Source organism: Bacillus sp. CPT56D-587-MTF, assembly GCF_058792335.1.
This window is the reverse complement of the sequence record NZ_JBYTEF010000007.1, coordinates 1-17,177: the sequence shown is the minus strand read 5'-3', so window position 1 is coordinate 17,177 and position 17,177 is coordinate 1. Positions and strand designations below refer to the sequence as shown.

At 35.0% G+C, this 17,177-nt stretch carries 16 protein-coding genes and 6 pseudogenes; 9 read left to right on the top strand and 13 right to left on the bottom strand.

Features of this window, described 5'->3' with window-relative positions; genetic code table 11:
* The first annotated feature begins 981 nt into the window (after positions 1 to 981).
* The 3 genes from AC3WVZ_RS33540 (at position 982) to AC3WVZ_RS33530 (ending at position 3,745) form a co-directional block, all read left to right on the top strand.
* A complete protein-coding gene (locus tag AC3WVZ_RS33540; RefSeq protein WP_233937149.1) occupies positions 982 to 1,932 on the top strand; it encodes a tyrosine-type recombinase/integrase in 951 nt (316 codons plus the stop codon).
* Between the two features lie 272 nt (positions 1,933 to 2,204).
* Complete coding sequence (locus AC3WVZ_RS33535) at positions 2,205 to 3,365, top strand: ParM/StbA family protein (RefSeq protein ID WP_233937148.1); 1,161 nt, start codon at positions 2,205 to 2,207, stop codon at positions 3,363 to 3,365.
* Positions 3,365 to 3,745 (top strand): hypothetical protein, encoded by a 381-nt coding sequence (locus AC3WVZ_RS33530; RefSeq protein ID WP_233937147.1) that lies wholly within the window; start codon positions 3,365 to 3,367, stop codon positions 3,743 to 3,745. Before AC3WVZ_RS33535 ends, AC3WVZ_RS33530 begins: the two co-directional genes overlap by 1 nt.
* Positions 3,746 to 3,798: 53 nt before the next feature.
* Here the strand turns inward: AC3WVZ_RS33530 and AC3WVZ_RS33525 are convergent, their stop codons facing one another.
* Positions 3,799 to 4,341 carry a hypothetical protein gene (locus AC3WVZ_RS33525; protein ID WP_233937144.1) on the bottom strand — a complete coding sequence of 181 codons (543 nt, stop codon included), beginning with the start codon at positions 4,339 to 4,341 and terminating at the stop codon, positions 3,799 to 3,801.
* A gap of 319 nt (positions 4,342 to 4,660) precedes the next feature.
* On the opposite strand from AC3WVZ_RS33525, the gene AC3WVZ_RS33520 reads away from it, so the two are divergent.
* Positions 4,661 to 4,882: a helix-turn-helix domain-containing protein gene (locus AC3WVZ_RS33520; RefSeq protein ID WP_085313370.1), complete on the top strand. Its 222-nt coding sequence runs from the start codon at positions 4,661 to 4,663 to the stop codon at positions 4,880 to 4,882.
* Positions 4,883 to 4,919: 37 nt separating this feature from the next.
* On the opposite strand, the gene AC3WVZ_RS33515 is transcribed toward AC3WVZ_RS33520, so the two are convergent.
* The 3 genes and pseudogenes from AC3WVZ_RS33515 to AC3WVZ_RS33505 form a co-directional block, all read right to left on the bottom strand.
* On the bottom strand, positions 4,920 to 5,138 hold the full coding sequence (locus tag AC3WVZ_RS33515) for a hypothetical protein (protein ID WP_233937164.1): 219 nt from the start codon (positions 5,136 to 5,138) through the stop codon (positions 4,920 to 4,922).
* A 73-nt stretch (positions 5,139 to 5,211) separates the two neighbouring features.
* Complete coding sequence (locus AC3WVZ_RS33510; protein ID WP_100910607.1) at positions 5,212 to 5,919, bottom strand: IS6 family transposase; 708 nt, start codon at positions 5,917 to 5,919, stop codon at positions 5,212 to 5,214.
* Positions 5,920 to 6,035: 116 nt separating this feature from the next.
* Positions 6,036 to 6,287 (bottom strand): annotated as a pseudogene (locus AC3WVZ_RS33505) (hypothetical protein); the annotation flags it as partial.
* 91 nt (positions 6,288 to 6,378) lie between these two features.
* Here AC3WVZ_RS33505 and AC3WVZ_RS33500 point away from each other — a divergent pair.
* Positions 6,379 to 6,678 (top strand): annotated as a pseudogene (locus tag AC3WVZ_RS33500) (IS6 family transposase); the annotation flags it as partial.
* A 61-nt stretch (positions 6,679 to 6,739) separates the two neighbouring features.
* Here AC3WVZ_RS33500 and AC3WVZ_RS33495 read toward each other — a convergent pair.
* Positions 6,740 to 7,447, bottom strand: coding sequence for an IS6 family transposase (locus AC3WVZ_RS33495; RefSeq protein WP_100910607.1), 708 nt, complete (start codon positions 7,445 to 7,447; stop codon positions 6,740 to 6,742).
* A gap of 491 nt (positions 7,448 to 7,938) precedes the next feature.
* The gene (locus AC3WVZ_RS33490; protein WP_078188157.1) at positions 7,939 to 8,211 is read right to left on the bottom strand and encodes a hypothetical protein; all 273 of its coding nucleotides are present in this window, start codon (positions 8,209 to 8,211) and stop codon (positions 7,939 to 7,941) included.
* A 339-nt stretch (positions 8,212 to 8,550) separates the two neighbouring features.
* On the opposite strand from AC3WVZ_RS33490, the gene AC3WVZ_RS33485 reads away from it, so the two are divergent.
* Entirely contained in the window at positions 8,551 to 8,739 is a 189-nt protein-coding gene (locus AC3WVZ_RS33485; protein WP_233937142.1) for a hypothetical protein, read from the top strand.
* On the opposite strand, the pseudogene AC3WVZ_RS33480 reads toward AC3WVZ_RS33485, so the two are convergent.
* Positions 8,728 to 9,144: pseudogene (locus AC3WVZ_RS33480) on the bottom strand (IS6 family transposase); the annotation flags it as partial. The gene AC3WVZ_RS33485 and the pseudogene AC3WVZ_RS33480 overlap by 12 nt on opposite strands.
* A 92-nt stretch (positions 9,145 to 9,236) precedes the next feature.
* Between AC3WVZ_RS33480 and AC3WVZ_RS33475 the strand changes: the two are divergent.
* Positions 9,237 to 9,944, top strand: coding sequence for an IS6 family transposase (locus tag AC3WVZ_RS33475; protein ID WP_100910607.1), 708 nt, complete (start codon positions 9,237 to 9,239; stop codon positions 9,942 to 9,944).
* A 63-nt stretch (positions 9,945 to 10,007) separates the two neighbouring features.
* Here AC3WVZ_RS33475 and AC3WVZ_RS33470 read toward each other — a convergent pair.
* Positions 10,008 to 10,616 (bottom strand): annotated as a pseudogene (locus AC3WVZ_RS33470) (DUF6444 domain-containing protein); the annotation flags it as partial.
* 102 nt (positions 10,617 to 10,718) lie between these two features.
* Here AC3WVZ_RS33470 and AC3WVZ_RS33465 point away from each other — a divergent pair.
* Positions 10,719 to 12,620, top strand: a pseudogene (locus AC3WVZ_RS33465) (Tn3 family transposase); the annotation flags it as partial.
* A 136-nt stretch (positions 12,621 to 12,756) separates the two neighbouring features.
* Positions 12,757 to 13,629 (top strand): tyrosine-type recombinase/integrase, encoded by an 873-nt coding sequence (locus AC3WVZ_RS33460; RefSeq protein ID WP_233937140.1) that lies wholly within the window; start codon positions 12,757 to 12,759, stop codon positions 13,627 to 13,629.
* A 233-nt stretch (positions 13,630 to 13,862) separates the two neighbouring features.
* Here the strand turns inward: AC3WVZ_RS33460 and AC3WVZ_RS33455 are convergent.
* From AC3WVZ_RS33455 to AC3WVZ_RS33435, 5 genes and pseudogenes are all read right to left on the bottom strand, one after another.
* A pseudogene (locus tag AC3WVZ_RS33455) lies at positions 13,863 to 14,051 on the bottom strand (helix-turn-helix domain-containing protein); the annotation flags it as partial.
* Positions 14,052 to 14,189: 138 nt separating this feature from the next.
* Positions 14,190 to 15,581 (bottom strand): alkaline phosphatase, encoded by a 1,392-nt coding sequence (locus AC3WVZ_RS33450; RefSeq protein WP_233937139.1) that lies wholly within the window; start codon positions 15,579 to 15,581, stop codon positions 14,190 to 14,192.
* Positions 15,582 to 15,686: 105 nt separating this feature from the next.
* Positions 15,687 to 16,022, bottom strand: a complete 336-nt coding sequence (locus tag AC3WVZ_RS33445) for a hypothetical protein (protein WP_233937138.1) — start codon at positions 16,020 to 16,022, stop codon at positions 15,687 to 15,689.
* Between the two features lie 76 nt (positions 16,023 to 16,098).
* Positions 16,099 to 16,560 (bottom strand): hypothetical protein, encoded by a 462-nt coding sequence (locus AC3WVZ_RS33440; protein ID WP_233937137.1) that lies wholly within the window; start codon positions 16,558 to 16,560, stop codon positions 16,099 to 16,101.
* A 320-nt stretch (positions 16,561 to 16,880) separates the two neighbouring features.
* On the bottom strand, positions 16,881 to 17,177 hold a 297-nt coding region (locus tag AC3WVZ_RS33435), incomplete at its 5' end, for a hypothetical protein (RefSeq protein WP_492310919.1).

Below are 17,177 nucleotides of genomic sequence, written 5' to 3'. Positions count from 1 at the left end.
AAAATATCAACGCCGTTTTCAGCAAAAAAATACGCGAAATTTATCATAGAATGCTAGCTGACTTTCATCAGCAATTAAATAAAGAATTAAATAAGAAGAAATCTCTAATCCCTTGCGAGAGTAGGGATAAAAGTCCAAAAATAAATCCTAATATATTTAATGTTTTTAATACTTTTAAAACAAGATTTAATAAATAAGAGTATCCTATAAAATTTTTTGAATTTTTCCTTCTTCGTTTCATGATCCCATTTTTAAGTATATAACTAGAATTTCCACTTATCTTTGTAATTCAATTATCAAAATGTTACTACTATCTCATGCCGTATCATATGTAACAAACAGTGAATCACAATGTAAAATTATTCGTCTATTTTCTATATAGATCATAGTTTTAAAAAGAAACCATACGCATGAATTTGTTACAAGAGAAACTCTATTTGTAAGCAATTGATGTGATGAAAAAGCAATGAAACTTTGATGAATACCTTATGAATCATTCATGTTCGCAGTCATCAATTACTCATCCGTTCAAAAGTATTCTCAAGTATGGATACTATTGGAGGAATTACTACATCCAAATATAAAGGGGGAAGGCTCAACTCTCCTGTTAAGGGTATCTCGATTCAGCTATGAATCAGATTCCGTTGACAGGCAGAAAGTTTCTACAACTACATTCACGGCGCGGCGGCCCCCAGTATTCGCTACGTGTCTTCCCTCAGATACCCCACACATCATTCGTCTTTCACTTATCGCACGTGTCTCTGCCTCTTGCGCCTTCTCCTGTCTAGCCCGGCCCTCGTGTCTCCGTACTGTCCTCGCATACGTCGCTTTGGCGGTGCAGCAGAAAATCCCTCCGGCATGACAAAAGCTGGGATCAGCGAAAAAACCAAACGATCAAAGCTAGAATCCCCTATTGTATGTCTTTATGGTTTCCCGATATAATTGCAGTACACAATTTTTAAGACAAAGGAGTATATAGCTATGACATGGGATTCCTCCCTTGATTTGTTCCTTACTGATTTGTTAAAACGAGGCCGAAAGCCTTCAACCATCAAGCAATATCGGTATGATCTATCGATTTTTGTCTCCTGGATTCAGAAACGCTCCAAATTACCTCCAGAAGACGTTTTACGTTCTTTTGATGCGAATGTATTAGAGCGTTACTTAAAAGTTCTTAGAGAGGAACGTGGAGCTTCAATTTCGAATGTAAAACGTGTACGAGGTATTGTAATCAACTTTTTACAGTTTTACGGTGCCGCAGACAGTTTAAAAAGCGACGTAGCGCCACCAAAAATCACTTCTAAGCACTTTGCATCCGATCAAGAAATAGAAAAGTTATTCCGATTCATGCGAAGCTATAACGGATTGACGGAATACCAAGCATCTGGTAGGAAGTTCATTATGGACCGCAATCTCCTATTGGTTCGTTTTATGCTACATTACGGGCTATCTATTCAGGACATTATCACGCTTTCTATGCATGATATCCACTTCGGAACCAATATTATCACGCCAGGCGGTTTGCATGCTTATAAGCGCTCTATTACCCTATCCAAAGAAGATGTAAAGCTTGCCTTATCCTATTACAAGCAGATTCCAAAACTCATACGGCCACGTCAACAGACAGGGGATCCCTTCTTTGTTGCGTTCGATTTTGCTCCACAAACATTCCGTTGGGATTATGACAAAGATCAACCGGCTGCCTTAACAAGAATCGCCGTTCAACGGATGTTACAAAAAGAGGAAAAACGGGCTGAAATTAAGGTTACGCCTACTATGTTGCGGAATCGCTTTATTTTGAATGCTTTACAAAACGGTATGAAACCCATTGAAATTAAAGCTTATTTAGGATTAAAAAGCGTTGAAGCATTGCATAGATACACTCAATTCTGGAATCAAGAGCAAAACAAACACAATCTAATTAACTTTTAAAAGCCCTGGTGCAGTTCAAAGAAAGCCAGGGCTTTTATATATCATTCAAGGGAAAGTAAATATAAGTCAATACAAATGATTACAAGTTAACACTTATCGATATAAAAATTGCTGGTATTTTAACGCTTTTTATGAAGTTTTGCAGGTATTTTGTATTGATTTGTATTTATTTTTATTCATTTGTATGAAATTGTATTGACTTTTTTGTCGCGTTTAGCATATAATGGAATTAAGTTAATCGATAAAAAATAATCTTTAGGAGGTTTTTATATATGACAATTCTTAAAGCTGGTGCAGACGCGGGAAATAGTGGTTTAAAGCTAAATGTATTAGGTCTTGATCCTTTATTCATACCAAGTATTTATTCACATCACATTGGAGAAGCAACAAACATTTTGAGTGATGAGGATATTTCTGTTGAAGAATTAGAAAATAACATTGATGTTACAATTTCATCACCTACCTTAAAAGCAAACAATTTGCGTTATATCATTGGTCAAAAAGTGATTGATGAAAATATTAAAGGTATTGAAATGGAAAAGAAATCTGATAAATCGAAAGATGATCTTGTACTACTTGTTACATTAGCTGGTTTAGCAATTACAGCTATGAAAAAACAACCAAATAAAGACAAAATTGATGTTACTTATGATCTTTCTGTTGCATTACCTGTCGCAACAATCACGCCTCAAACAGCACAAGACTTTGTAGAGCGTTATATGAATCATCATACGGTAAAATTCCACCACCCAAGCGGACGTGAAGTAGTAGTTAATATCCAAATTGAATTTTGCAAGTGTTTACCAGAAGGCGCGGCGGGTTCATGGGGGATCGTTTATGATGAAAAAGGTAAAACCATCAAAAGAAAAGTAGAAGCTACAGAAGGCAAAACCACAGAAATAGACTTTGTTGACAAAACAATATTATCATTCGATATTGGCGCTGGTACGACAGAAGAAGTTGTTTCTCATGGTGTTAGCTTTAAACATAAAATGAGTCGTGGTTTACCATATGGAGTAAAAGAAACTTTACTTGATATTATCAAGGTTTGGAACTTAAACAATAAACAAAAGACAGTAGACAGTATTACTGAATTTAATGTAATTTATCTTGATTCTGAACATCCTCGTCATATTCGTTTAAAAGAGGCATCACGCGGCGCATTATTAGGTTTAGCAAATCGAATTGCAACTGATATTATTAATAAAATTGATGATATGAAAGACGATCCGTATGTATTCATTTATGGTGGCGGTGCCGCAATCGTAAAAGAAAGCCTACAGCAAATTTTAGAGCAAAAAGGACGTTTAACAAATGTTATTTTCCTAAAAGACCCACTTTTCGTAAATGCACGCGGATTACTTGTGTACACATGCTCTCCAAGATTTGAAGAATTAAAAGAAAAAGCGCTTGCTCCTGTCGGTGAAAAATAATGGCTCGTAAAATATACAAAGCTGGTGATAGAGCAAATGTCTATATTAAGAAAGACATTTCACCAGAAATGATCGATCTTATTAACAAACAAAGTGATCTTACAATGTTCTTTTTGTATGCGGCGCAACAGCTTCATAAACAAATTGGTAATACAGATGTAGCGGAAATTTTACCGCGGAAATATACATTTGCACTGGATAACGAAACAAAGCCTTTAACAATCAAACATGATGAAGATTCAACATCTGTTCATACATCTGTTTCGGCTCAAACGCATATCAAAACAAGTCAAGAGATAACGAATCCTGGGGAATCCCATGATGAAGAAAATACATCATGGAATAAACTAAATGATTTAGACGGTGATCCCTATGCATAATGCAGCAAAAAAGGTTGCTCTTTATATGAGCAACCTTTTTTTGCTTTGTAAACTTAAAACAGTCCAAATAACTTTTTTCGTTTTGGTTCTTGATTAATAGTATTGGTTTTACTATTTAATTTTTTCAACTCATCCATAATAAGATCAAGTTTATTCTCTAATTCTTGGTTTTTATGACGCTCCGTTTCAAGCTCTTCTCGAAAACTTATAAATTCTGCTTTCATACTTTCAAAATGCTTTTGAATTTCTAGTGATACGATTTGTAGTGCGTGTTGTTCCTCTCGCCCTTCAACCATTGATACAGCAACTTCTTTAGCCGCTACACTCTGTAACGGCTTCGGCTGCTGCGTTATCAACACAGCAACAGCATGACTTAAAGAAACTTTAGTTTTCTCTCTAATTTCTTTCAGTGTGTTAAACACGGTCACATCATCAGTGTGATATAGTCTTGTGTCACCATCTTTATTGAAACGATATCCCTGTTTTTCTAACTCTAAGCTATACTTTCTAATAGTACTTTCAGCTAAATTAGTGATATGGGAGACATCTATTGTTTTTAAATGTACTTCACCCACAACATCGCGTTTCTCCTCCATGTAATCACCTCCACTATAGGTATGCTACACTTGCAATATAGTTTTATTGTACTAATTCTTTACGGAAATTTATATAAGACTTTACATTTTTTTAGTAATGGTCATATGCAACGATTTTCTTACGGATATTTACGTGAAATCGTTGCAATATATGTATACCAGATTCCTAGTGAAAAATTAGGGAAATCGTTCGTCGGATTGATCTATGAAACTTTGATATTCCACCCATAATTAAAAAAATATTAAACTACATCGAATATAATTTAAAAATTTTGTCCAAACTTGTAATCAAATTATACAAGTTTAGGAGAGATGGAGAATGTTTTTTAAAGATAACAAAACACCCTTAAAAAAATGGCTAGATCGTCATGGGATAGAGCAACAAAAAATTGCCCGTGCTTCTGATATTTCTCTGCCAACAATTACAAAAGCTTGTCGTGATAAAACGTATATACCCACACCAATCATAATGAAAAAATTATTAAAAGCCATTCGAAAAGTTGATCCCTATGCACAGTCACAAGATTTCTGGAAAATATAAAAAGCACAAGAAATATTTGTCTTGTCCTTTTACTTACTTATTTTAGTAACCACCAGCATTGATTTGTAATTCTATTTAAGGCGTCTGTTACACCCTCTAATCGTTTCATTTCTTCTTTTGTATATTCTTGCTCATATATCTCACTATAATCCTCTGTCATACGTTCTAATGTAAGATACATCCAATATGCCATTTCATGTGGACCAACTTGATATTTTTGAAATGTTTCATTGAGTTCTTTTGCTAAATCGTTCATCACAAACAACGGTTCTGGTGCAACAATAGTGGAATGTGAAAAAAGAATAGAAGATTCCTAACGGAATGGAACTTTATGCTGTTAAACCAAAGAGTTCATTGATAAGATATATCTGCTTTTGGACAGACTTCTCCCCTTGGAGAGTTTGTCCTTTTTTGATCATATGCATAGCTTCTATTCCAGTAATCATTTTTATAGCTGTAGGGAATGATTTCAATCCTAGCATATTCCGAATCCGTTTTTTGATAAACCGATGATCTTGCTCAATGATATTGTTTAAGTATTTTTTTACACGAAGTGGTATACCGTGTGGTATACACTTTTCTTCCTTTAGTTCACGTACTGCAACAGGATAGGCTTTATCGCCATCAGCAGTTATCGAACGAGGTTTTGTGGCATGAACAGAAGCCAAGGCTTTCTTTAGAAAACGTTTGGCAGCCTTCGCATCTCTTTTACGACTTAAATAAAAATCAATCGTGTTTCCTTCAGAATCAATCGCGCGATATAAGTACATTTTCTCTCCTTTGATTTTGATGTATGTTTCATCCACACGCCAAGAATCATTGGTTGGTTTCAAATGTTTTCGAATACGCTCATTTAATTCTGGTCCATATTGATGCACCCATCGCATAATTGTTGTATGTACTAAGAATAATCCTCTTTCCTCCATCATTTCCACTAAATCACGAAGACTTAAGTTGTACCGCAGGTACCAACGTACGGTTAATACAATGATATCAGGCTGATACTGTTTCCATTTGAATATATTTTCTTTTTCCATACTGATCACACACCTTTTTTTAGTAATAGCACCAGTATTGCCAAGTTTGAAAGAGCATTTTCAAATCATTTCGCTTTTTTTGCACCAGAACCCAAACAACTCCTTCTTCATTTGAATTATCCGTACTTTTGTTGTAATTCTGCCCACGAACGGCCATACATACGAGAATGCCTTTTTGTAAGAAAGCTATTATCATATTGTTGCTTTACTGGCGGAGCCATATGGCAAATAAATGCCGGTTGCATTTCTCCACCAGCTCTTACGCTTATAATCGCATGATGTGCAGGGATTTTATATGCTTGCTCTAATGAAATTGTTTCTTCAAATCTATGTTTAGACAATTCAAAAGTCCTGGTATGATCATTCAGGTTCTGGTGCAAAAAGATTCGAGGAATTGCAAGTAATCTCTAAACCTTGGACATACTGATAGTATTACTCTATAAAAGGTGTGTGATCAGTATGAAAAAGGACAATTTGTTAAAATGGAAGCATTACCAACCAGATATAATTTTATTAACTGTACGTTGGTACCTACGGTACAATCTAAGTTTTCGAGATTTGGTGGAAATGATGGAAGAAAGAGGATTATCCTTAGCACATACAACGATTATGCGCTGGGTCCATCAATACGGACCGGAACTGGATAAACGTATCCGATGTCATCTGAAACAAACAAATGATTCATGGCGAGTGGATGAAACGTATATAAAAGTAAAAGGGCAATGGATGTATTTATACCGTGCGGTTGATTCTGAAGGGTTCTGGTGCAACAATAGTGGAATGTGAAAAAAGAATAGAAGATTCCTAACGGAATGGAACTTTATGCTGTTAAACCAAAGAGTTCATTGATAAGATATATCTGCTTTTGGACAGACTTCTCCCCTTGGAGAGTTTGTCCTTTTTTGATCATATGCATAGCTTCTATTCCAGTAATCATTTTTATAGCTGTAGGGAATGATTTCAATCCTAGCATATTCCGAATCCGTTTTTTGATAAACCGATGATCTTGCTCAATGATATTGTTTAAGTATTTTTTTACACGAAGTGGTATACCGTGTGGTATACACTTTTCTTCCTTTAGTTCACGTACTGCAACAGGATAGGCTTTATCGCCATCAGCAGTTATCGAACGAGGTTTTGTGGCATGAACAGAAGCCAAGGCTTTCTTTAGAAAACGTTTGGCAGCCTTCGCATCTCTTTTACGACTTAAATAAAAATCAATCGTGTTTCCTTCAGAATCAATCGCGCGATATAAGTACATTTTCTCTCCTTTGATTTTGATGTATGTTTCATCCACACGCCAAGAATCATTGGTTGGTTTCAAATGTTTTCGAATACGCTCATTTAATTCTGGTCCATATTGATGCACCCATCGCATAATTGTTGTATGTACTAAGAATAATCCTCTTTCCTCCATCATTTCCACTAAATCACGAAGACTTAAGTTGTACCGCAGGTACCAACGTACGGTTAATACAATGATATCAGGCTGATACTGTTTCCATTTGAATATATTTTCTTTTTCCATACTGATCACACACCTTTTTTTAGTAATAGCACCAGTATTGCCAAGTTTGAAAGAGCATTTTCAAATCATTTCGCTTTTTTGCACCAGAACCCTTGAAATCCCTCCTGAAGGAGATATTAAAAGTATGAAGGGTTACACAGCATACGGTATTTTATCAAAAGTCATTCAATTTTTTGCTGTTTATAAACATAAGTTATGACATCGAGCGAAACCCTGTAATTCCTGCATATAAAATTTAGGTTCAAAACTTTAAGAGTTATGAACCTTTTTGTAAAAAAGCAAACAATTATGTTAATGATAAACCCATATTTTTTACTATAACTGGAAACCACCTTGCGGACTACAGCAGCTACCCTGTCACTAAGCCTTCTAGACGAATATGTACTTGCTGACAAAAAGACTTGGATTTGTATCCAAGTCTTTTTTTATAGTTACGTGTCATTCGTATCAGAATGAGGATATTTTCATTTCTTCTTCAAAAAGTGCTGTTTTTAACTTGTACCAATGATTTTATTGTACTGTTCTTGGATGGTTTGTAGTTGTAGACTTAACTCTTTTGCAAGTGATGCCATCGTAGGCTCTTGTTCCAAAATCAGCAACAAGTTCAACATTTCTAAAAGGATTTGATGAACCTTATATACTTCTTTTGTATCCGCATAGTCAGAAGTAGAATGAAGTAGAAGTATAGACTCCATTATACTCATTTTTAGATCGATTTCTTGTAGTAATGGTTTAGAATCCCCAAATAGCGATTGGTTAAACATACAAACACTCTCCCTTACTGTATTCTGCGAGAAGAAGATGATTACCCAATAACTTCCTCATGCGCAAGCTGAAAAATGAATGAAAAAGAGTGATGCTTTTTTTGTATTCTATACCAATTACCGTACGTACACAATAATATGCAAGACATTTGTATATTATGATATAAAAATTATTTTCATTTGAAAAAAAGCCAAATGTATATACAGCTTGAATTTCTTCATTGAATTTGTTCTGTTTTGGTTTTTACCTGAAATATTCTTTTATTTGATATAACTTCGGTTAACTGAAGTTATATCAAAGTTTTTTACGTAGCAAGGTTAACTTTAAAGGGGATTTGAATGGGGAGGAATGCAGTTGAAAATGAACAACAGCAGATCGATGATCTGATTATCATGATATATTTTAGTTTTGATCATGTTGATACAACCAATCTATATGGAACGAATGGTTTGGTTCTGGTGCAAATAAAGGATACATTCCCAAAAAATAATGAGGATTCCTACTGGAATCATTCTTTACGCTGTTAATCCAAATAATTGATGAATAAATTCTTTTTGATTGCGAACAGACTGATTCTGTAAATCCACCTGTTCTTTTTTTATCATGTGCATGGCTTCTACTCCCGCAAGCATACATGTAGCTGTGCCAAAAGATTTAAAACCTAACATAGAGCGTACACGTTTTTTAATGAAGCGATGGTCTTGCTCCACTACGTTATTTAGATATTTTATCTGCCGAATTTGAGTGCCTAACGGCACTTTTTTCTCGTTCTTTAATTTGGTGATAGCAACTGGATAAGCAGGATTTTTATCAATTGTAATTGTACGAGGTTTTGAGGCATGAAAAGATTGCAAAGCTTTCTTAAAGAATCGCTTTGCAGCCTTATGATTTCTAGTTTTACTAAGATTGAAGTCAATCGTATTTCCTTCAGAAGGTTCTGGTGCAAAAAAGCGAAATGATTTGAAAATGCTCTTTCAAACTTGGCAATACTGGTGCTATTACTAAAAAAAGGTGTGTGATCAGTATGGAAAAAGAAAATATATTCAAATGGAAACAGTATCAGCCTGATATCATTGTATTAACCGTACGTTGGTACCTGCGGTACAACTTAAGTCTTCGTGATTTAGTGGAAATGATGGAGGAAAGAGGATTATTCTTAGTACATACAACAATTATGCGATGGGTGCATCAATATGGACCAGAATTAAATGAGCGTATTCGAAAACATTTGAAACCAACCAATGATTCTTGGCGTGTGGATGAAACATACATCAAAATCAAAGGAGAGAAAATGTACTTATATCGCGCGATTGATTCTGAAGGAAACACGATTGATTTTTATTTAAGTCGTAAAAGAGATGCGAAGGCTGCCAAACGTTTTCTAAAGAAAGCCTTGGCTTCTGTTCATGCCACAAAACCTCGTTCGATAACTGCTGATGGCGATAAAGCCTATCCTGTTGCAGTACGTGAACTAAAGGAAGAAAAGTGTATACCACACGGTATACCACTTCGTGTAAAAAAATACTTAAACAATATCATTGAGCAAGATCATCGGTTTATCAAAAAACGGATTCGGAATATGCTAGGATTGAAATCATTCCCTACAGCTATAAAAATGATTACTGGAATAGAAGCTATGCATATGATCAAAAAAGGACAAACTCTCCAAGGGGAGAAGTCTGTCCAAAAGCAGATATATCTTATCAATGAACTCTTTGGTTTAACAGCATAAAGTTCCATTCCGTTAGGAATCTTCTATTCTTTTTTCACATTCCACTATTGTTGCACCAGAACCATGATTTACCAGGGTTCCTTCGCTTATAGAATGTCCAAAACAATCCTGAAAGAATTCTTTTGTTCGCTTCAAAGAAATGCATTGATAATGCGTTAAATAGGGAATCAGTCTTTTTATATTTGGACCATATTGAACAGGACGAGATACTGTCGAAGGAAATTGGGCTTCTTGGATAGAATGGCAATGTGGGCATTCTTTCTGTTCTACTTTATGTTCTGTCACTTCGATCTGAATAGGTGGTAAGTCATACACTTGGCGAATGCGATACCCTTTTACAGGCTCGTGGTTCAAGGAAGTATGACAACAAGTACAATATGTAGGAGAATGTGTAATCGTATGATCTGGAGTCGCTGTCAAACCAAGAGTATGTCCCTTGTGGCCCAACTGGCCACCCGTTTGACGATGAGACGGTTTGCGCAAACTTTTTGTAACGGGCTTACCCAAACCATCTGTAGAAGGTGGCTTATGACTATTTTTGGAGTTTTTTTTTGAAGCATTTTCTAGTTCTTGTATACGTTTTTCTAACTTAGAAAATGTTTCTTCAAATAAAGAAATAACAGCTTCAGGTCCTTTTTTATATGTATCTAAAATAATTTTTCGATCGACCATAAGATTCACCTCCCCTGTTTGATATACTCAGTATTTACAAATGGGAGGCATATGAAACTAGTAAAATTTAAAAAAGACACCGAAAGGTGGCTGAGTAGTTACGAAATGAAGAAAAGTAAAAGAGAATATAAAGAAAGAATTTACACAAAAATGCATACTTCGTATCAAGGACATTACCGAAGAGCATTTTTTGCAATATTAGAAAACTTGGAATTTAGGTCTAATAATGTTACTCATCAACCCATCATTGAAGCTGTTGAACTTATTCGAGATTATGCAAATAGTGGTCAACGTTATTTTGCGATTGATGAAAACATCCCGGTTCAGGGTGTAATCCGGTCAAAATGGCAAGATATCATTATTGAAACAGACAGTAAAGGCATTCACCGGGTGAATCGAATTAATTATGAAATTGCTGTTTTACAGTCTTTACGAACTCGTCTTAGATGCAAAGAAATTTGGATTGTAGGGGCAGATCGCTATCGAAATCCCGAAGAGGATTTACCACAAGACTTTGATGACTGCAAAGAAGAATATTTTCAAGCATTGAATGTTCCCCTTGATGTAGAACAATTTATCTCAAATATTATGCAAACGATGAAGGATCGCTTAACCTTATTGAATCAAGGATTTGAAGAAAAAAATAATGAAAAAATCAAAATCATTACCAAATCGAATAAAGGCTGGATTCAAGTTACACCATTAGAAAAACAATTAGAACCTCCACATTTACCTCAAATAAAAAAAGCTGTCCATAATTATTGGCCAGATACGAATTTACTAGATATATTAAAAGAAACAGATTTTCATACAAACTTTACGAAGCATTTTAAGAGTATAGCAGGTAGAGAAATTTTAGATCGTGAAACTATACAACGGCGTTTGCTGCTTAGTATATTTGGCTTAGGAACAAACACGGGATTAAAAGCGGTTTCTGCAGGTAGCAATCAAGAAAGTTATCATGACCTTCGGTATATTCGTCAAAAATTTATACACAAAGATAATTTACGAAAAGCAAATGCAGAAATAACGAATAAAATTTTGCATCATCGAAGGAAAGAAGTCTGGGGAGAAGCTACCACTGCCTGTGCTTCTGATTCCAAGCAGTTGGGAGCATGGAATCAAAATCTACTCACAGAATGGCATCCTCGCTACAGAAAGAATGGAGTCATGATATATTGGCACGTAGATCGAAAATCTGCCTGTATTTATTCTCAATTAAAATCCTGTCTCTCTTCAGAAGTCGCATCGATGATGGAAGGGGTGCTGCGTCACTGTACGGATATGGAAGTAGATCGAAACTACGTAGATACACATGGACAAAGTGTGGTTGCATTTGCGTTTTGTCATATACTTGATTTCAAACTGATGCCTCGTTTTAAAAATATTGGTTCTCAAAAATTGTATCGTCCTGACACTGGAATGAATGAGGAATATCCTCATTTACAACCTGTTTTAAGTAAACCGATTAATTGGGACCTTATTCGTCAACAGTATGAACAGATTATTAAATATACAACCGCTCTACGTTTAGGAACTGCATCAGCTGAATCTATTTTAAAAAGGTTTACTAGGGAAACTCAACATCCAACATATCGTGCTTTGTGCGAATTAGGAAAAGCGATTAAAACTATTTTTTTGTGTGAGTATTTACATTTCGAAGAAATTCGTAGAGAGATTCATGAAGGGTTGAATACAGTAGAAAGTTGGAATGCAGGAAATGGATTTATTTTTTACGGAAAAAATAATGAAATGCGTTCTAATTCTGTAGAAGATCAAGAAGTATCTGCTTTATCCCTTCAGTTACTGCAAAATTGTTTAATTTATATGAACACTTTGATGATCCAAGAAGTCCTATATGATAACGATCAATATTGGCTCAAAAAAATGATACCAGAAGATTTTAGAGGGCTAACACCTTTATTTTATATACATATTAATCCATATGGGACATTTAAACTAAATATGGATAAACGAATACCAATTAAGTTGAAAGTATCATAAGAACTTAAAAATGTAGACCTTACGGTATTTATAATCTGCGCCTTTGAAAATCAAACATAATATCAATTATGTTTAATTACTTTTCGGAATATGTTACAATTATTATATAAAACCAAACATAACTGATGGAGGCGCAATGAAATTAATAGAAAGTTTTGTAACACATCTCAGATCAGAAGAAAAAACAAAAAACACCATTTATAATTATAAATTAGCAATACAAGAATACGCTTCTTGGTTTATAGATATTTTTGATAAAGAACCAACGGCTTTATATCCTCAAAATGTGAAAGATTATTTACAATATCTCCAACATGTAAAAAAAAGAAGTGCTAAAACTATAAATGTAAAATTGGCAGCCCTTCAAAAATATAATGAGTTTCTTATTACAATTGATGTTCAGAATGAACTTGTTATTTCAAAAAATATGAAAAAGAAAATTCAACAAGACTATGCTTCTCCAGCTCAGTTTTCAGAAAAAGAAGTACATAAATTTTTACAAGCAATTGTAGAAACAAAAAAAGTACGAGATTATGCTTTAGTCATATTATTAATGCATACAGGGTGTAGAATTAGCGAAGCTTTACAAGTGGATTTACAGCAAGACTTGTATCTTTCTTCATCAGAATTAGTTATTCGTTCTGGGAAAGGCGATAAACAACGAACTGTTTTATTAAATCAAAAAGTGATACAAGCATTAAAAAACTATTTAATAGAACGAAACGTACACAAATATAAAAAGAGCCCTTATTTATTTGTATCAAATAAAGGACCAAAATTAAGCCGCATGACTGTAAATGATATGTTTAAAAAATATAGTAAATTAGCGGGATTAGAGATTGTCTTAAAGCCACATGATTTAAGACATTATTTTTGTTCACACGCACTGGAAAATGGTTTTGATGTACATGAAGTGGCACATATAGCCGGTCATTCTAATATACACACTACATTACTGTATACAAACCCATCTCGAACAAGAATGTTAGATAAATTGAACCTACTTTGAAACAGTAGGTTTTTTCTATTTTATGTAAATCATCTGACGGACTAGAGCATGAACCGTCTCACTACCCCTATTATATAAGAAGTGTGACTGAAACTGTAGCACACACCTACTATTCTAAATCACGTCTTGCAAAATTTGGAGAAGACACGATACATGTTAAGGGAATCCTCTTAACATGTATCAAGTGATGCTTTGTTTAATCCGTAAGATTTCAAAGTCTTCGCCATGCTACATTACTCTGGAAACTGGAACAAATCACGTTTTTTCAATTCTCTATATAGATTACTCACATGACATCCAACCTTTTTTGCGATGTCTGGATAGGCTATTCCCTCATTAAATAAAACAATTGCTTGTTGACACTTCTCGTCCCATATCGCTTCTGATGTTTGTACTACCGTTTTTCGTTTCTTACAGACTTTCACTTTATCTGACATCTCCTTGTATACACGTTCCATTCTGTACATGCTATTCGTAAATGAAATGTGCAGAAAAATAATAAATTTACAACAGTACTATCTGAAACAAAAGGGAAGACTAAGTTCCCACACGCTTTTTAATTATTGTCTTCCCTTATTTGGATCACTACCACCGACAATAGCAAAGATATGTTTTGCTATATTTGTATTTTCTTGAACACCGGAGAATACATATTTACCTGGTCCAAATGCATACACATTCACATCTTCACCTGTATGTCCACCTGTCGTCCAACCCGTGATGGAACGCTTGTTGAAAATGGATTCAATAGCATTATCAATCTTGACCACATCCTTTGATGGAGCGACCTCCTTGATAGCCTGTATTTCTTCTGATGTTAATGCTAAATCAATATATGTGTCCAATGTCTCTTCTACACTTGCCCCTTTTACAATCTCTTTGGCCATAAAATCAGGTGTACGTTTTGCAGCCTTAATTGGTTCCACTTTAAAATTATACGCATCATTTGCTCCTACAGATAAACCGCCAGTAGAGTGGTCTGCAGTTGCAACAACTAGTGTCTGCTTATCTTTTTTCGCAAACTTAATTGCCGTTTTAAACGCTCTTTCAAAATCTTCCATCTCACTCATGGCACCGACAATATCATTATCATGTCCAGCCCAGTCAATTTGGCTGCCTTCCACCATTAAGAAGAATCCATTTTTATTTTTATTCAAACGTTCAATGGCTGACTGTGTCATTTTTTCTAATGACGGCGTATTATCCTCACGATCAATCATCTTATCTAATCCGCCTGGCGCAAATAAACCAATGATTTGGTCATTTTTATCCTGTAATAGTTGTTCTCGATCAGTTACATAACTATAACCAGACTTCTTAAATTCCTCTGTAAGATTACGATCTTCTCTTACAAAGTTTTTCCTGCCACCACCAAGCATCACATCGACTTTATGCTTCCCTTTCACTTTTTCATCAAAATAATCATTTGCTATGGCATCCATATTGTCGCGATGAATATCATGCGCCCCAAAAGCAGCTGGTGTCGCATGGGTAATTTCAGCAGTTGCGACTAGTCCTGTTGATTTCCCGTGTTCTTTTGCTTGCTCAAGAACTGTTTTCACTGCTGTTTTATCATTATCAACTGAGATTGCCGCATTATATGTCTTCACACCCGACGCCATTGCAGTCGCTGCTGATGCAGAATCCGTAATGTTTTCATGTTCATCTTCTGAATAAGTCTTTTGTGTGCCTACAAGGTATGTATCAAATGCAGTGGATTCCATTTCAAACGTTTTAGGATTATCTTTCATATAGCGATGTGCTGTCATATAAGAAGGCCCCATACCATCTCCAATTAATACAATCACATTTTTAATCTTCGTATTACTGTTCTTTTCGTCTGCATTCACTTTACTAGAACGCGTAACATTCCAGGTTGCTACCGAAGTAACTACTAACGACGCCACAACCACAACTGCAAATGGCCAGGTCTTTTTTACAAAATTTCGCATGATTTTGTCCTCCTATATATAATGACTTTCACGTATTTGTTCTTTATGTCCTCAGAAAAGCCGGGCATTTTTGCCCGGCTTTGTAAAAATTATGTCCTGATTTTTTTAAGAATGAATAGATGTTCCATCTGGAATCGTATGTTCCATCCATGCTGGCATGATAGGCATGTCCCACCTAAAATTATACTTATCCATTGCCGCCGGACTAGTAATTCCTCTTTTTGTTCCATTATCAATTAAATAAATAGTAGGATTTCCCAATTCTTTCACTCTCAAACCATTATATTGATTCAAGTTATTCATTGTAAATTCATACTGAGTTGCATACGTCGTTTCTTGTTCCTGTGCAAAAGCTACACTGATATTACCAAATAGTGAAGTAGAAATCATAGAAATTCCAAGTAGGCCTATGACACCTACCTTGCATATTGCTTTTTTCATACGTAAATCTCCTTTCATATTTTGGTATATGTTAAAATATCATCGCGAGTACTCGTTCTACTGATTGATAAGTGATTTAAGGTAACCAATAGGTCGTGGAAGCTGTTCCTTGATATTGCTGATTCTTATCATAAAAATCAAATCGAAGTTCTTGTATATTCGGATATTTTATATATCGCATGTATTTATACATGTACCATCCTTTTAAATTGTTTGTATTTTTTATGAATAGGTTGCTCATTTTTTGGGGTAAAATCAATGGTCCTGGTGCATCCATTGCTCCTTCTGGAGCTAATCGAAGATAGACGGTATTATTTTTTTGAAAGACTTGTGTGATATCTAACCATTCCGATCCTGTGTATTGATACGCTGTAGAGCCACCTGGTTGATTTGGTGATACATCTACAACTTGTCTCGAAGAATCTACGATATTTTCTCCTGTCGGTAACGCTGCCGCAGAACAGGGCGCCGCTATCATAAAACTACAACAAGCAAGAATACTAGGAATTAAAATAAATTGATTGTTTCGTAATTTCATCTTGTAAAACCCCTCCAATAAAGTGTTATATATGGCATATACAACCATACAATAATGGATTCTACTTTACTAGATTTCATAGGTTGAGAAATATCTTACGGAATGATCTGCGTACAAAACAGGGATACCGAGAATATTTCACTTTAATTAACAAATTTGCTACAAAAAGAAAAAACGCAATCCTTATGAAAGCGTTTCTTCTTTGCGTTTATTTTATGAACAAAGGAAAGGATTTCATATTCACATTTATTTTACCACACATTATCGTCGACAAATATTGAGAAAGTTCCACATATTTAATGGATAAGCAGGAATACGCTTTATTCCATTGCAATCACAACCATACCGGTAGCAGAACAGCCTGTTGAATACCCCTTATTACATTTTAAAACCAATATATATTCGCCTTTACCCGATTTAGGTAACATTCCATTTATGCTCGTACCTTTTGGAACCATTCCGCTTTTCAACATTGTCCCATCTTTAATAATCTCATATTGTACGGGATACTGACTATTTTTTTGATTGGATACTTCCCACCCAAAATAGGAATAGTTATCTAAATAATACGGTTCTGAAAATATCGTTCGATCTGTGGGGGTTACATGTACCAATCC

Coding starts and splice junctions, on each gene's coding strand:
- AC3WVZ_RS33445 (WP_233937138.1), bottom strand. CDS start 16,022: ATGAAAAAAGCAATATGCAAGGTAGGTGTCATAGGCCTACTTGGAATT.
- AC3WVZ_RS33510 (WP_100910607.1), bottom strand. CDS start 5,919: ATGGAAAAAGAAAATATATTCAAATGGAAACAGTATCAGCCTGATATC.
- AC3WVZ_RS33530 (WP_233937147.1), top strand. CDS start 3,365: ATGGCTCGTAAAATATACAAAGCTGGTGATAGAGCAAATGTCTATATT.
- AC3WVZ_RS33450 (WP_233937139.1), bottom strand. CDS start 15,581: ATGCGAAATTTTGTAAAAAAGACCTGGCCATTTGCAGTTGTGGTTGTG.
- AC3WVZ_RS33535 (WP_233937148.1), top strand. CDS start 2,205: ATGACAATTCTTAAAGCTGGTGCAGACGCGGGAAATAGTGGTTTAAAG.
- AC3WVZ_RS33460 (WP_233937140.1), top strand. CDS start 12,757: ATGAAATTAATAGAAAGTTTTGTAACACATCTCAGATCAGAAGAAAAA.
- AC3WVZ_RS33490 (WP_078188157.1), bottom strand. CDS start 8,211: ATGTTTAACCAATCGCTATTTGGGGATTCTAAACCATTACTACAAGAA.
- AC3WVZ_RS33520 (WP_085313370.1), top strand. CDS start 4,661: ATGTTTTTTAAAGATAACAAAACACCCTTAAAAAAATGGCTAGATCGT.
- AC3WVZ_RS33440 (WP_233937137.1), bottom strand. CDS start 16,560: ATGAAATTACGAAACAATCAATTTATTTTAATTCCTAGTATTCTTGCT.
- AC3WVZ_RS33495 (WP_100910607.1), bottom strand. CDS start 7,447: ATGGAAAAAGAAAATATATTCAAATGGAAACAGTATCAGCCTGATATC.
- AC3WVZ_RS33485 (WP_233937142.1), top strand. CDS start 8,551: ATGGGGAGGAATGCAGTTGAAAATGAACAACAGCAGATCGATGATCTG.
- AC3WVZ_RS33515 (WP_233937164.1), bottom strand. CDS start 5,138: ATGAACGATTTAGCAAAAGAACTCAATGAAACATTTCAAAAATATCAA.
- AC3WVZ_RS33475 (WP_100910607.1), top strand. CDS start 9,237: ATGGAAAAAGAAAATATATTCAAATGGAAACAGTATCAGCCTGATATC.
- AC3WVZ_RS33525 (WP_233937144.1), bottom strand. CDS start 4,341: ATGGAGGAGAAACGCGATGTTGTGGGTGAAGTACATTTAAAAACAATA.
- AC3WVZ_RS33540 (WP_233937149.1), top strand. CDS start 982: ATGACATGGGATTCCTCCCTTGATTTGTTCCTTACTGATTTGTTAAAA.